This window comes from Myroides odoratus (assembly GCF_001549985.1).
Classification (GTDB): domain Bacteria; phylum Bacteroidota; class Bacteroidia; order Flavobacteriales; family Flavobacteriaceae; genus Flavobacterium; species Flavobacterium odoratum_A.
Genome location: NZ_LROZ01000011.1, coordinates 43,776 through 58,919, shown reverse-complemented (window position 1 = coordinate 58,919; position 15,144 = coordinate 43,776). Strand labels below are relative to the sequence as shown.

Genomic DNA, 15,144 nt, shown 5'->3' with positions numbered 1-15,144 from the left:
AGTAGCAATTATTTGGTTTGTAATTAAATGAAAATGCGTAAATTCGCCCAATTGATTAAAAAATAGTAGAATAATAACGATGAGCGCTAAATTTACAGAATATAAGAATCTTGACATGTCAGGGGTAGCATCTGAGATGCTAGAGTTTTGGAAGGAACAATCCATATTCGAGAAAAGTATTAGTACGAGAGAGGATAATAAGCCTTTTGTATTTTTTGAAGGACCACCTTCAGCTAATGGTAAACCTGGGATTCACCACGTAATGGCTCGTACGATTAAAGATATTTTTTGTCGATATAAAACACAAAAGGGATTCCAAGTAAAGCGTAAAGCAGGTTGGGATACGCATGGATTACCTGTTGAATTAGGGACAGAGAAAGAATTAGGGATTACGAAAGAAGATATCGGGGTAAAGATTACCATCGAAGAATATAATCAAGCATGTAAGCGCACAGTAATGCGTTATACAGACTTATGGAATGAACTGACGCAACAAATGGGATACTGGGTGGATATGAATGACCCGTATGTAACCTATAAGCCAAAGTACATGGAGTCAGTATGGTGGTTGTTGAAACAGATTTATGATAAAAATTTATTGTACAAAGGATATACTATCCAACCTTATTCGCCAAAAGCAGGTACAGGTTTGTCTTCACATGAGATTAACCAACCAGGGGCATACAAAGATGTAACAGATACTACAATTGTTGCACAGTTTAAAGCGATAGAGGCTACATTACCAGACTTTTTACAAGGTTTTGGAACTATCCATTTCTTAGCTTGGACGACAACACCTTGGACGTTGCCATCCAATACAGCTTTGACGGTTGGACCAAAAATCGATTATGCTTTAGTGAAATCCTTCAACCAGTATACAGGTGAAGCGATTCAAGTTGTTCTAGCGAAGCCTCTAGTAGGGAAACAATTCGCTGGGAAATTTGCTGCAGTAGAAACAGAAGAAGAATTAAACGCATACAAAGAAGGAGATAAGAAAATTCCTTATTTGGTTGTGAAAGACTTTAAAGGAGCTGATTTAGTAGGGATTAAATACGAACAGTTATTGCCGTATACGTTGCCTTACCAAAATCCAGAACATGCCTTCAGAGTAATTGCTGGAGATTTCGTTACAACAGAAGACGGTACTGGAATTGTGCATACTGCCCCTACATTTGGAGCGGATGATGCGAAGGTTGCAAAAGAAGCAACTCCAGAAGTACCTGCCATGTTAATCTTGGATGCAGAAGGAAATCCTGTGCCATTAGTTGATTTACAAGGCCGTTTTGTGAAAGAAATGGGCGAAGAGTTAGGTGGTAAGTATGTGAAGAATGAGTATTATGATGAAGGAACTGCACCAGAACGTTCGGTAGATGTTGAAATCGCAATTAAACTAAAAGAAGAGAATAAAGCATTCAAAGTAGAAAAATACGTACACAGTTACCCACATTGTTGGAGAACCAACAAACCGGTATTGTATTATCCTTTAGATTCTTGGTTCATCAAGATCACAGAGGTAAAAGACCGTATGTTCGAATTGAATGAGACGATAAACTGGAAACCAAAAGCAACTGGAGAAGGACGTTTTGGAAATTGGTTGAAAAACGCCAATGATTGGAACTTATCTCGTTCTCGTTATTGGGGTATTCCATTGCCAATCTGGAGAACAGAGGATAAAACAGAGGAATTAATCATTGGTTCAGTAGAGCAAATGATGGCGGAGATTGAAAAATCTCAACAAGCAGGACTACAAAAAGATAATCCGTATGCTGGATTTATCGTTGGCGATATGTCTGAAGAAAACTACGACAAAATCGACTTGCACAAAAATGTAGTAGATGGTATCGTTTTAGTTTCTCCAAGTGGTAAACCGATGTATCGCGAATCTGATTTAATAGATGTTTGGTTTGATTCTGGAGCAATGCCGTATGCACAATGGCATTATCCATTTGAAAATAAAGAATTGGTGGATCAGAACGGAGCATATCCAGCTGACTTCATCGCTGAGGGAGTGGATCAAACCCGTGGTTGGTTTTATACACTTCATGCGATTGCAACGTTGGTATTTGATACAAAAGCGTATAAGAACGTGGTGTCAAATGGACTGGTATTGGATAAGAATGGATTGAAAATGTCTAAGAGTTTAGGCAATACAATTGATCCATTTGAAACACTAGCTGAGCATGGGCCTGATGCAACACGTTGGTATATGATATCAAATGCAAACCCATGGGATAACTTGAAATTCGATTTAGAAGGTATTACAGAAGTACGAAGAAAATTCTTTGGTACATTATATAATACCTATAACTTCTTTGCTTTGTATGCTAATATTGATGGATTCAAATACGCAGAAGCAGAGGTTCCTGTTCAAGATAGACCCGAAATTGACCGTTGGATTCTATCCGAATTAAATACATTGGTGCAAAAAGTAGATGAGTGCTATGCAGAATATGAACCAACGCGTGCAGCAAGAGCAATTACTGAGTTTGTAACAGAAAACTTGAGTAATTGGTATGTGCGTTTGTGTCGTAGAAGATTCTGGAAAGGGGAATATGCGCAAGATAAAATTGCGGCATATCAAACGTTATATACGTGTTTGGTAACAGTAGCTAAATTAGGTGCTCCTATTGCTCCATTCTTCATGGATAGACTTTACAGAGACTTAACATCAATAACGAATTCAGAAAATTTTGAATCCGTACATTTGGCTGATTTCCCGAAATTTGATGCTTCATTTGTCGATGCAGGGTTAGAAAGCAGAATGCATAAAGCGCAGATTATTTCTTCTTTAGTTTTATCACTTCGCAAGAAAGAAATGATTAAAGTACGTCAACCGTTACAACGCATTATGATTCCAATTTTGGATGAAAATCAGCGTTTAGAGATTCAAGCTGTTGAAGATTTGATTAAAGCGGAGGTAAACGTAAAAGAAATTGAGCTGTTAGATGATGCTTCGGGTATCTTAGTGAAACAAATAAAACCTAATTTTAAAACATTAGGACCGCGTTTTGGTAAAGATATGGGCTTGATTGCTAAGGAAATACAAAATTTCACCCAAGAGGATATTGCTGAGATTGAGAAAAATGGTGAAATAGTTTTAAAATTAACAGAAAAAAGTATTATATTAACACTTTCGGATGTGGAGATTATTTCTCAGGATATCGAAGGATGGTTAGTGGCTAATGAAGGAGGTATTACAGTTGCACTGGATATTACAATTACAGAGCAATTGCGCAAAGAGGGAATTGCCAGAGAGTTAGTAAACCGTATCCAAAATATTCGTAAAGATTGTGGATTCGAAGTTACAGATAAAGTAAAAGTTACATTGCAAGATGTAGTAGAAATAAAAGAAGCTGTTTTGGCTAATGAAGATTATATAAAATCTGAAACATTAACTCATACATTAGAATTTGTAGACACGCTAGAAAACGGAGTGGATGTAGAGTTTGATGAGCTGAAAACACGAGTATTAATTTTAAAATAAAATTAAAATTATGAAAGAGACTGGCGAATTAGTACGTTATTCTGACGCAGAGTTGGCAGAATTCAAAGAGTTGATTCAAGCTAAAATTGAAAAAGCACAAGCTGATTTAGAATTAATCAAAAGTGCATATATGAATGATTTAAATAATGGAACAGATGATACATCTCCTACGTTTAAAGCATTTGAAGAAGGTAGTGAAACGATGTCTAAAGAGGCGAATTCTCAATTGGCTATTCGTCAAGAAAAGTTCATTAGAGATTTAAAAAATGCCTTAATTCGCATTGAAAATAAGACCTATGGCTTATGTAAAGTGACAGGAAAGTTAATCGACAAAGAACGATTAAAATTAGTGCCACATGCTACAATGAGTATCGAAGCGAAAAATATGCAACGTTAAATGAATAACGAAGCGCTCTTTTTAATAAAAGAGCGCTTTTTTTATCACGTAAAATCGTTTACATTTGCTTCTAAAACTGAAGAGAATGTCATTAAAGAGAGCCTATTTATTAGCTGCTATAATTTTAATTATCGACCAATGGTCAAAAATCTACATCAAAACGAATTTTTTATTAGATGAAGAAATTTTTGTTTTTGATTGGTTTAGAATTCATTTTATAGAAAACGAGGGAATGGCTTGGGGAGTTTCTCTTCCAGGGGACTATGGAAAGTTGGCCTTAACGTTATTTCGCATCATCGCTGTATTTGGTATTGGTTGGTGGTTGCAGGACTCTGTAAAGAAAAAGCTTTCTAATTACCTTATTGTTGCAATCTCTTTGATTTTAGCTGGAGCAGTCGGTAATATTATTGATTCAATCTTCTACGGTGTTATTTTTGACGATAGCACACATCAATTGGCAACGCTATTTACTGATAAACCTTACGGAACCCTTTTCCATGGAAAAGTAGTGGATATGCTTTATTTCCCTATTTGGAAAGGAACGTTGCCGGAATGGTTACCTATTTGGGGCGGAAAATACTTCACGTTTTTTAATGCAATCTTCAATTTCGCCGATACAGCTATCTCGGTAGGTGTTGGAATTTTAATTGTTTGGAATAAACGCATTTTCAAAAATTAATTCCTTGAAATGGAGATGGGAAATGAGAAATCGAAACGCAGTGGAGATTCATTGAACACGAATAAGATAAAATAATAGAAGAGATAACAAAAAACGGACGAATGTAAATTCGTCCGTTTTTTGTTCACTGTTTACTTGGCACATCTTCATCGCCTAACCAACTTCACAAAAAACAACTTCACACCTTTACAATTTTCACTATCTTCACTTCTCGAAAATAAAGCGAGCTATGAAGATATTAGAGGAAGTTATTTTACCAGGAGAAAGTAAGACACTACATCTAGAAATTGCGCGATTACATACGGCAACTAAATTAAAAATCCCCGTAATTATTTCACGCGCCTTAGAAGAGGGACCCACAATACTCTTTTCAGCAGGATTACACGGAGATGAGCTTAATGGGGTTGATATTGTGCGCCAAATTGTACATCAGGGTTTAAATCGCCCAAAAAGAGGTACGATTATTTGTATTCCAGTCATTAATATCTTTGGATTTATTAACAAAACGCGTGAATTTCCCGATGGGAGAGATTTAAATCGCGTATTCCCAGGTAGTAAAACGGGCTCTTTAGCAGGGCGTTTTGCTTATCATATCTTAACGCATATTATTCCACATGTCGATTTTGTGATTGATTTTCACGCAGGAGGGCAAAGCCGATTCAATGCTCCTCAGTTGCGCATCTCGATGGATGATAAAGCAGTGCTGGAGCCTTTAGCAGAAATTTTCCATCCCCCTTTCTTATTGTATTCCAACCAAATTACAGGATCTTTTCGCAGTGCTTGTGCCAAGCGCGGAGTTAAAATGTTGTTGTTTGAAGGCGGAAAATCGCTAGACATTAATGCAGAAGTGTCTAAAATGGGAGTAGAAGGAACTAAGCGTGTTCTTCGTCATTTTGATATGTTACGCGAAGAGATTGAAGTTGAAAAACGCCAGGAGAAGATGGTAATTATTAGTCAATCTGTTTGGATTAGAGCAAAGCAATCTGGTTTAATGCATGATCAAGTTGCTGTGGGAACCTTTGTGAGAAAAGGAGAAGCGCTTGCGTATATCTCAGACCCTTATGGAAGAGAAAATGTAATGATTAAAGCACCCAATAGCGGATATGTTATTAATGTTAATGATTCGCCTATTGTTTATCAAGGGGATGCTATATTTCACTTGTCAAAAAACACAACCAATGAATAAAACTACAGCACGTCAAAAGTACATCCACGCTAGAGAAATACTCACAGATGAGGAGGTTGAGGAAAGAAGCTTGGCCATTGCGAATCAATGTTTGCGCTTGCCTATTTGGGATAAGATCAATTACCATTTGTTTTTGTCTATTGTAAAGAAAAAGGAAATAGATACGGATTACTTGATGCAGGTGTTAGCAGGTAAGGATAAAAATATAATTCTGTCGAAATCCGATTTCAAAACGGGAGAGATGCAACACTTTTTATTGACGGATAATACAGTATTACGCGTAAATAGTTATGGAATACCAGAACCACAAGAGGGAATTCAAATCCAAGAAAATCAGTTGGATGTTGTCTTCGTTCCGTTGTTGGCTTTTGATGAAAAAGGCAATCGTGTAGGCTATGGAAAGGGATTCTACGATCGATTCTTGGAAAAATGTAAACCTGAGGTAATCAAAGTTGGACTTAGCTTCTTTGAAGCGGAACCCAAAATTGAAGATGTTTCTGCCCTCGATGTTGCGCTAGATTACTGTGTGACACCAGATAAAATATATGCTTTTTAAAAGTGATGAAAGCAAAAAATGCCCCAAAAGGTCAACCTTTTGGGGCATTTTTTTATCGTCGCTGTAACGGATTGTTTTTAAAGAGCAGTTTTACTTTGGTCCATCTCTTTGAAATCTTCATCTTGTTGACGCATTTTAATAAAATCCGTCACTGATATTTTTGTTATTTCTTTAAAGGCAGTCGAAAAGCTCTTAGAGTTTCCAAAACCAAATTCGTCCGCTAAACCATTGAGATTAAGCAAGTGCAACTTGGGATTATAGGTTAATTCTCGTACAGCATGTTGAATGCGAAGTCGCTTGAGATAATCGGAAAAACTAATGTTTTTTTCTTCATTGAAGAATTTAGATAGCGTATTGCGATTTGTCCCAAATTGTCGAGCCAATTCATCCTGTGTAATCTTTTGTAAGAATCCTTTTTTGTTTTCGAAATCTATTAACTTTTTGATTAATACTTGATTGGTACTTAATAGGGTATTAGCTTCTGGTATTTCAATAAGCGGTAGAGCGTCAATTCTATTTTGTTGAACGTGTTCTAATAATGATACAGTCTCTTTGGGTGATTGATGAATCAATTGTTTATACTGTGATTGAAGCACCTGCTGTTTCTTCTGATAGTAAATAAGACCAATAAATACAACCAAAATAAGTACAGTAACTAGACCATATAATCCTTTTATTTTTGATTTACTTCTAGCGAGCTCATATTCTAATTTTTTCTGTGACGCTTCTAATTGTTTTGTATCCAAGTGGGTGTGCATATACGAACTAAGTTTAGTATTACTCTTGTGAAGTTCGGATGAGAGCGTCATTAGCAATTTAGTATAGTACAACTCTTTTTCAAGATCTTTTTTATCTTGATAGTAGGTGATGAGATAGTTAAAAGCTTCACTTAACTCGACATTGGCAAATTGTTTGTCTTGATAGAGGTGCTCTATTTTTTCAAAATAAGATAAAGCTTTGTCTTTGTCGTTCGTTTCCCAAGCATTTTTGCCTAGATACAAATAAAGGAGATGCTCATTGGCAAAATCTCTGTTATTTTGAATGGGAATTAAGGCTTTATTCAGAAGAGAATCGGAAACTCGATATTGTTTTAATTGATGGTTGTACATGCCATTGATTAAATCAAAATAGGCGGTTTCAAGTACTTTATCTTTAGACTTAAGTTGATTGGCAGCTTCATAACCTTTGCTAATTAATAACTGAATTGTATCGTTTTTTTGCTGACGAAAGTTGGTCTTACTTAACGAAAATAAATTAGTAATATAACCTCTCAGGTTGTTATATGCATTGCTAGTGTCCTTGAGTTGGCTTTGGTAATACAACAAAGCTTCTTTAGTTGCTTTTTCTGATTTGTCATATTCTTCCAAATGATAGTACATGGATCCAATAGAACTCTTAACCTTGTTTAAGGTGTATTCGTCTTCAGATTGTTTTAGATATTCTTCAGCATTTAAATTGTATTCTAATGCCTTTTTATAATTTTTATTGAGATATTCTACATAACCTTTAACATTATATGCTGAACCTATGGCTTGAATATTTTTTAATTGCTGAGTAAAATGAAGTAAACTATCGGCATATTGTTTTTGTGTCTCATAATTTTTTGCTAATAAAATCTTTTTGCGATACCCAATAATAACATCGTCTGAAGCTTTTTCTTCTTTTGCTTTTTGAAGGTAATAATCAAGATAAATTTCTTTATCTGTTGGACTCAATAAGTCGGAATTGATACTAAAAAGCAATTCTGATAGGGACCAATTTTTATAGTCTGTCTTAGTTTGAGCAGATAGGGTGCAAGAAAAATAACAACTAAAAGTTATAAAAGTGAAAGACAAGAGTTTTTTTAAAAACATTTATTGAGGTTTAGAAGGTGTCGTATTAAAGTTAATGCTTTTTTGTGTTTTATAAAGTGTTGATAATCATGGTTTTTACAATTTTTCCCTCTGATTGATAAATTTTCCTTTCACAGTAATTTAAAATGTGTAATAGGCTTAAAATCAGTGTTTTTTACAAAATCAACCCTAGTAATTACAATACTTCCTTTGCTTAAGAAGTAAAAATTTGTGCTTTTTTAAAAAGCCTCTTAAGTTTGTTTTGAAATTATCAGAATTGCAAGATTAAGCAACGATGAATTATTTGAGTTGAATAAGAAAAAGAACATTTGATTTAAAAAGCAAAACTATGAAAAAGATTTATATCTGCGCAGTATTAGCTGTATTGTTTGCTTCATGTAGTACAGAAGAAGAGGGAACAGGATCAATACAAAAAGAAAATATAATTCAAACGATTCCACAAGTGAATTGGGGTACGTTGATTGATGATATTGAAAAATCGTCTGAAAGTACGAGTGCTTATTCTAGTAAGTTGCAACTTATCTCTCAGGTAGAAAGTATTGCTTTTGCTAATGCAGATTTTCTTTCGATAATTAAACCAGAGTATACGTCGCCAACTGTATCGGAGTTAAATGAGGTTATGACTATGGATGCACTCCAGTTAATTAATGAAATGAATTATTCTCCAACGGCAAAAAAATATTTAAAAGAATTATTGGTTGATCATAGTCCTTTGACTGTCGATCCTCAAAAGGAAATAGGATTACTTCCCAAGGAAGTAAAATTGTTACAATTCTTAATTGACAAAAATGATCCTGATGATGATTGGAATGGAACAAGACCTCTAGCTTTTGCTTATGGGTATCAACAAGGGGCAGCTCGTGCAGTGGTGTTTACTGTATTAGCCCGTGAAGTTAAAAAAGTAGAAAAAATTGAAAAAGTAAATTAAGAAATCAATAAGTGTTGTTTCTATAGAGCTAGCAGTCCGGAATGCTGGTCAGAAACAAAGTAATTGATAAAAAAAGAGAAAATACACAAAGAAGAGGGTACATGAGAGTGAAATAAATACTAATATCCTTAGAAAGTAAAAATAGTAATGGAACTTATAATTACCTATCGGTTTAAAATATTTGCAGTGTTATTGCTACTATGGGCAGGGATGAACTTTTGGGTGTTTCCACCGGCCTGGTTTTGGGTTGCCATTGTTTGTATGATTCTGGTTTTGGGGATCAGTGTTAAGTTGTTCAAGGCGAAGCCTTAACTTTTAATACGATAATCAGTAAATCAACAAATAAGGCAAAAAATAGTAAGCTTTATCGTTTTAGACGGGTAAAAAAACAGAGGAATTATATCCATTATAATTGATTAATTTAGATGGTAAAAAGGGTGTTCAATCGAACACCTTTTTTTATTGATTGCCATGGAGATTCTCTTATAGATAAATGTTGGAATTTCAACCAAGAATACTACGTTTTAGGAAAGCATCTTTTGCCGTCCTAATTTTAAGCTTTATTTTTGTTACTAAATTACAGAGTAGATGCAAGTAAAAGAAGAGTTAGCGTTACAAATACAAACCTTACCAGATCAACCTGGTGTGTATCAGTATTTTGATAAAGAAGGTAAGATTTTATATGTTGGTAAGGCGAAGAACTTGAAAAAAAGGGTGAGCTCTTACTTTAATAAAATTCACGATAATGCAAAGACCAATGTATTAGTCAAAAAAATTGTGAAGATTAAGCATATAGTTGTGCCAACGGAAACGGATGCGTTGCTGTTGGAAAACAATTTAATCAAACAATTGCAGCCTCGTTATAATGTCCTATTAAAGGATGACAAGTCCTATCCGTGGATTTGTATTAAAAAAGAACCTTTCCCTCGAGTGTTTGTTACGCGTCGTATGGTGAAAGATGGTTCAGAATACTATGGACCCTATACGAGTATCAAAACCGTGAATACGCTCATGGAGCTTATCAAAGAACTTTACGCTATTCGTACCTGCAGTTATGATTTGTCCTTGCAGAATATCCGAAGTGAAAAGTTTAAAGTTTGTTTAGAATACCACATCGGCAATTGCGGAGGACCTTGTGAAGCCTATGAAACGACTATCCAATACGATAAGAAAATCACCGAAATACGAGATATCCTAAAAGGAAACTTCAAAGAAAGTCTAAAAGGATTTAAAGCCTATATGTTGGAATTGGCAACAGACATGCGTTTTGAAGAAGCACAACAAATCAAAGAAAAGATAGAATTACTTGAAAACTATCAAGCGAAATCAACCATCGTCAATCCAAAAATTGGCAATGTGGATGTGTTTTCTATTATCTCTGATGAAACCAATGCGTATGTCAACTTTTTGCAAGTTTCATACGGGGCGATTATTCGCTCTCATAACTTAGAGTTAAAAAAGAAATTAGAGGAAACAGATGAAGAATTATTGGCTTTAGCGATCATAGAGATACGCAGTAGGTTTGAATTGCTAACCAAAGAGATTCTCGTTCCTTTTGATTTAGATTTAGGAGAACAGATTAAAGTGACGGTACCCAAAATGGGCGATAAAAAAGCGCTGTTGGATTTATCAGAACGCAATGCCAAATTTTATCGCATGGATCAATTGAAACAAATTAAAATTGTGGATCCAGATCGACATGTGAAGCGTATTATGCAGCAGATGATGAAAGACTTGCGCTTGCCAAAAGAACCACGTCATATTGAGTGTTTTGATAACTCGAATATTCAAGGAACCAATCCTGTTGCCGCTTGTGTCGTCTTCAAAGATGGTAAACCAAGTAAAAAAGATTACCGTCATTTTAATGTCAAGACGGTTGAAGGCCCAAATGATTTTGCTTCCATGGAAGAAATTGTCTTTCGAAGATATAAGCGTTTACTCGAAGAAAAAGAAGCATTACCGGATCTTATTGTTATTGATGGGGGAAAAGGACAGCTGGGTGTTGCCCTAAAGAGTTTAGAAAAATTAGGACTAAGAGGGAAAATTCCAATCATCAGTTTGGCGGAACGCTTAGAAGAAATTTTTTATCCTGGAGATAGTTATCCGCTTTACTTGGATAAGCGATCAGAAACGATGAAAGTAATTATTCATCTTCGAGATGAGGCCCATCGCTTTGGATTAACGTTCCACCGCAATCAACGCAGTAAAAATGCGATTACGAGCCGATTGGATGAGGTGCCTGGCATTGGAGAAAAAACAAAAACGAAGTTGATGAATCATTTTAAATCGATTAAGCGACTCAAGGAAGCACCAGTAGAAGAAATAGAAAGTGTGATTGGAAAAGCAAAAACTAAAGTTTTATTGGAACATTTAAACTAAATTAGTAGAATAAAAAAGGATAACTATGCGCAGAATTATAGCATTATTAGCAATAGTATTAGCGGCAGGTACGAGTTTTGCCCAAGAAGAAGATCGCCCTAAAGTTGGAGTGGTGTTGAGTGGTGGTGGTGCAAAAGGACTTGCGCATATCGGCGTATTAAAAGTGTTAGAAGAACAAGGCGTACAAGTAGACTATATTACAGGAACGAGTATGGGGGCTATTGTAGGGGGATTATACGCTTCTGGGTATACCGCTTCAGAATTGGATTCTATCTTTAGTAGTATTGATGCTACAGCGCTAATTAGAGACTATATTCCTCGTATTTCTAAATCATTTTACGAAAAGAAAAACGACGAAATTTACGCCTTAACGTTACCCTTTGATAAGTTTAAGATTGGATTACCTAAAGCGTTTTCGCGAGGTATGTACAACTACAACTTGATGAATAGATTATTAGCGCATGTTCGACATGTGCGTGATTTTAATGATCTCAACATTCCGTTTCTTTGTGTGGCAACGAATATTGAAACAGGAAAACCTGTTTTGATTGACTCTGGATATTTACCTCAAGCCATCTTGGCGAGTGGGGCTTTTCCCTCTTTATTTGCACCTGTTTTAATTGATGATAAACACTTAATTGATGGGGGAATTGTCAATAATTACCCGATTGAAGAGCTTAAAGCATTGGGCGCGGATATTGTGATTGGAGTCGATGTTCAAGATGGATTAAAAGATATAGATGCTATCAGTGGCGCTGCGGATGTGTTGTTGCAGATTTCCAATTATTCAACCATTAATCAGATGAAGAATAAGATTGGAGAAACCGATATTTACATCAAACCCGATATCTCGGGCTATACCGTAGTCTCTTTTGAAGAAGGAAAAGCAATCATCCAACGTGGAGTTGCAGCAGCTGAAACGAAATTGGATGAAATCAAGAAAATTGGCGGGAAAAAGGATGTGTTGCAGAAGCAATTTGTACCGAAATACACCGATAAAATTTATGTAAATTCGATTGATATTAATGGATTAACTCGATATACACAACGTTATGTTCACGGAAAGTTAGGGTTTAAACCCAATAGTATGGTGACGTTTGATGAACTTGAAAAGGGAATCGATCAGCTGAACGGAACGGACAACTTTAGCAGTATATCCTATCGGTTTGATGCGAATGGAGCGGGAGATGAATTGGTTTTAGACCTAGTTGAAAACCCAACGAAACGCTATTTAAAATTAGGTGTTCACTACGATGGGTTATACAAATCAGCTGCCTTATTAAACATAACACAGAAGAATCTATTGATGAAAAGTGATGTTGCTTCTTTAGATGTTGCTGTTGGTGATAATGTACGTTACAATTTTAATTATTTCGTGGATAATGGATTTTATTGGAGTGTGGGAATCAATTCAAAATACAATCAATTTAGTCATGACTTGCGCTTTAAAATGCTATTGAAAAATGACCATTTTGAATTGCCTTCTGATATTGATCTTGCTAGTTTGCCTGCGAAGTTTAATGTCGATTACAAAGACTTAGAAAATCGCTTGGTTTTTCAAACTTTTTATCAACAGAAATTCCTCTTAGCGGCAGGATTAGAGCATCGTTACTTTGATATTAAGAGCAATACGCTGAATGTAAAAGAAAGCAATTTTGATCGCAGTACTTACCTGGGAGGATTTGCAAATTTTACTTTTGACACGTATGACAACAAGTATTTTCCGCGCAAAGGATTTATGTTTAAAGGAGAGTACAAAAACTACTTTTACTCGTCGGATTACCTCGATAATTTTCAGAACTTTTCCATGATTACTGGACATCTGGGCTATGCAACTCGTTTAGCAGATAAACTGTTTGTCGATGTGCGTTCGCGTGTAGGAGCAACCATTGGAAATACACCTTCTATGGGATTCATGTATTTTTTAGGAGGATATGGATTTGCTGATCGCGATAACCTTATTCCTTTTTATGGTTATGATTTGTTGAGTATTGCTGGAAATTCATATATCACAGGATCACTGAACTTAGATTATGAAATCTTTAAAAAGCATCACATCAACTTTTCTGCAAACCTAGCAAATGTTGGGGAAGATATTTTTTCTGGGTCTGAATGGTTGTTTAAATCAAATTTTTCGGGTTATGCGATAGGGTATGGGATGCAAACGATGATTGGACCTATTGAAGTGAAATACAGCTATTCCCCAGATACAGGTGGAAGCTATACTTATTTCTCCGTAGGCTTTTGGTTTTAGTTAAGAATTAAAGCAACTTAACTCTTTGTGTTTTAGCAATACGCAAATAAAATTTGGTTAACAAGTTGGATATATCATTTTTATTTCGATATTTGTGATATTATGAAAATACAATGGGACGGTTTATTGGCTTACATTAAGTTTCTGATCAAGAGAAATCCTGAATGAGAAACTTTTACTTATATCATTTTTTTCCAACCTTAAAACTATAAGTAATTATGCCTTTATATCATCGCTTAGGGAGTATTCCCCCTAAACGTCATACGATTTTCCGTAAGGAAAACGGTGACTTATACTATGAACAATTGTTTGGTACAGTTGGTTTTGACGGAATGTCAACAAATATGTACCATGTACACCGACCGACACAGGTGAAAGAAATACGTAAACAGTATTCAGTTGCGCCTAAAATTGCGAAAGCAAATAACATTCAATCTTACCGACTAAGAGGATTCCAAGTAGAACCTGAAAATGATTTTTTAGAAAGCCGAAAAGCAGTTTTGACCAATAGTGACTGTACCATTGTATTAGCGGCTCCTAAGAAATCAATGGAGGATTATTTCTACAAGAATACCGATTCTGATGAATTGATTTTTATCCATAAAGGATCAGGAACCCTGCGTACTTTTTTAGGAAACTTAACCTTTAAATACGGCGACTACTTAGTTATTCCAAGAGGAATGATTTATAAAATGGATTTCGATACTGAAGATAATCGTTTGTTTATCGTGGAATCTAAACATCCATTTTATACACCTAAACGTTATAGAAACTGGTTTGGACAATTGATGGAACATGCTCCTTTCTGTGAAAGAGATATCCGTCGTCCAGAAAACCTAGAAACCTATGACGAAAAAGGAGATTTTTTAATCAAGTTGAGAAAACAAGATGAAATCTTCGAAATGGTGTATGCAACGCATCCTTTTGACGTCGTAGGCTATGATGGTTACAACTATCCGTATGCCTTTTCTATTCACGATTTTGAACCGATTACCGGGCGTATTCACCAACCACCTCCAGTACATCAAACATTCGAAACTGCTGGTTTCGTCGTTTGTTCTTTTGTGCCGAGATTATACGACTATCACCCAGATGCTATTCCTGCTCCTTACAATCACAGTAATATTGACAGTGATGAGGTGTTGTACTATGTTGATGGTGATTTTATGAGTCGTAATGATATCGCACCAGGTCATATTTCATTACACCCTGCAGGTATTCCACACGGACCACATCCAGGTGCTGCAGAGCGTTCAATCGGAAAGACGGTAACAGAAGAATTAGCTGTTATGGTGGATACTTTTAAACCGTTGATGGTGACGGAAGAAGCAATGAAGATTGCCGATGAACAGTACTACCAATCGTGGTTAGAAGAATAACAAACAACAAGAGTAAAGAGAATAAATAAACAACAACAAAAACTATATT

General features: G+C 35.6%; 10 protein-coding genes. 9 read left to right on the top strand and 1 reads right to left on the bottom strand.

What is annotated here, in order from left to right:
- Window positions 1–79: 79 nt before the first annotated feature.
- From ileS to AWV75_RS12055, 5 genes are all read left to right on the top strand, one after another.
- Window positions 80–3,484: an isoleucine--tRNA ligase gene (gene ileS, locus AWV75_RS12075; RefSeq protein WP_060874613.1), complete on the top strand. Its 3,405-nt coding sequence runs from the start codon at window positions 80–82 to the stop codon at window positions 3,482–3,484.
- 10 nt (window positions 3,485–3,494) lie between these two features.
- Window positions 3,495–3,881: a TraR/DksA family transcriptional regulator gene (locus tag AWV75_RS12070; RefSeq protein WP_002988912.1), complete on the top strand. Its 387-nt coding sequence runs from the start codon at window positions 3,495–3,497 to the stop codon at window positions 3,879–3,881.
- Window positions 3,882–3,966: 85 nt separating this feature from the next.
- A complete protein-coding gene (locus tag AWV75_RS12065) occupies window positions 3,967–4,560 on the top strand; it encodes a lipoprotein signal peptidase (RefSeq protein ID WP_060874612.1) in 594 nt (197 codons plus the stop codon).
- 229 nt (window positions 4,561–4,789) lie between these two features.
- Window positions 4,790–5,746, top strand: a complete 957-nt coding sequence (locus AWV75_RS12060) for a succinylglutamate desuccinylase/aspartoacylase family protein (protein WP_060874611.1) — start codon at window positions 4,790–4,792, stop codon at window positions 5,744–5,746.
- Window positions 5,739–6,302, top strand: coding sequence for a 5-formyltetrahydrofolate cyclo-ligase (locus AWV75_RS12055; protein WP_060874610.1), 564 nt, complete (start codon window positions 5,739–5,741; stop codon window positions 6,300–6,302). The genes AWV75_RS12060 and AWV75_RS12055 overlap by 8 nt, the downstream gene beginning before the upstream one ends.
- Before the next feature lie 77 nt (window positions 6,303–6,379).
- Here the strand turns inward: AWV75_RS12055 and AWV75_RS12050 are convergent, their stop codons facing one another.
- A complete protein-coding gene (locus AWV75_RS12050; protein ID WP_231738112.1) occupies window positions 6,380–8,017 on the bottom strand; it encodes a helix-turn-helix domain-containing protein in 1,638 nt (545 codons plus the stop codon).
- 466 nt (window positions 8,018–8,483) lie between these two features.
- On the opposite strand from AWV75_RS12050, the gene AWV75_RS12045 reads away from it, so the two are divergent.
- The 4 genes from AWV75_RS12045 (at window position 8,484) to AWV75_RS12030 (ending at window position 15,095) form a co-directional block, all read left to right on the top strand.
- Window positions 8,484–9,083, top strand: coding sequence for a hypothetical protein (locus AWV75_RS12045; protein WP_060874608.1), 600 nt, complete (start codon window positions 8,484–8,486; stop codon window positions 9,081–9,083).
- Between the two features lie 588 nt (window positions 9,084–9,671).
- Window positions 9,672–11,462, top strand: a complete 1,791-nt coding sequence (gene uvrC, locus AWV75_RS12040; protein ID WP_060874607.1) for an excinuclease ABC subunit UvrC — start codon at window positions 9,672–9,674, stop codon at window positions 11,460–11,462.
- A gap of 25 nt (window positions 11,463–11,487) precedes the next feature.
- Window positions 11,488–13,716: a patatin-like phospholipase family protein gene (locus AWV75_RS12035; RefSeq protein ID WP_060874606.1), complete on the top strand. Its 2,229-nt coding sequence runs from the start codon at window positions 11,488–11,490 to the stop codon at window positions 13,714–13,716.
- 218 nt (window positions 13,717–13,934) lie between these two features.
- A complete protein-coding gene (locus AWV75_RS12030) occupies window positions 13,935–15,095 on the top strand; it encodes a homogentisate 1,2-dioxygenase (protein ID WP_060874605.1) in 1,161 nt (386 codons plus the stop codon).
- Window positions 15,096–15,144 lie beyond the last annotated feature (49 nt).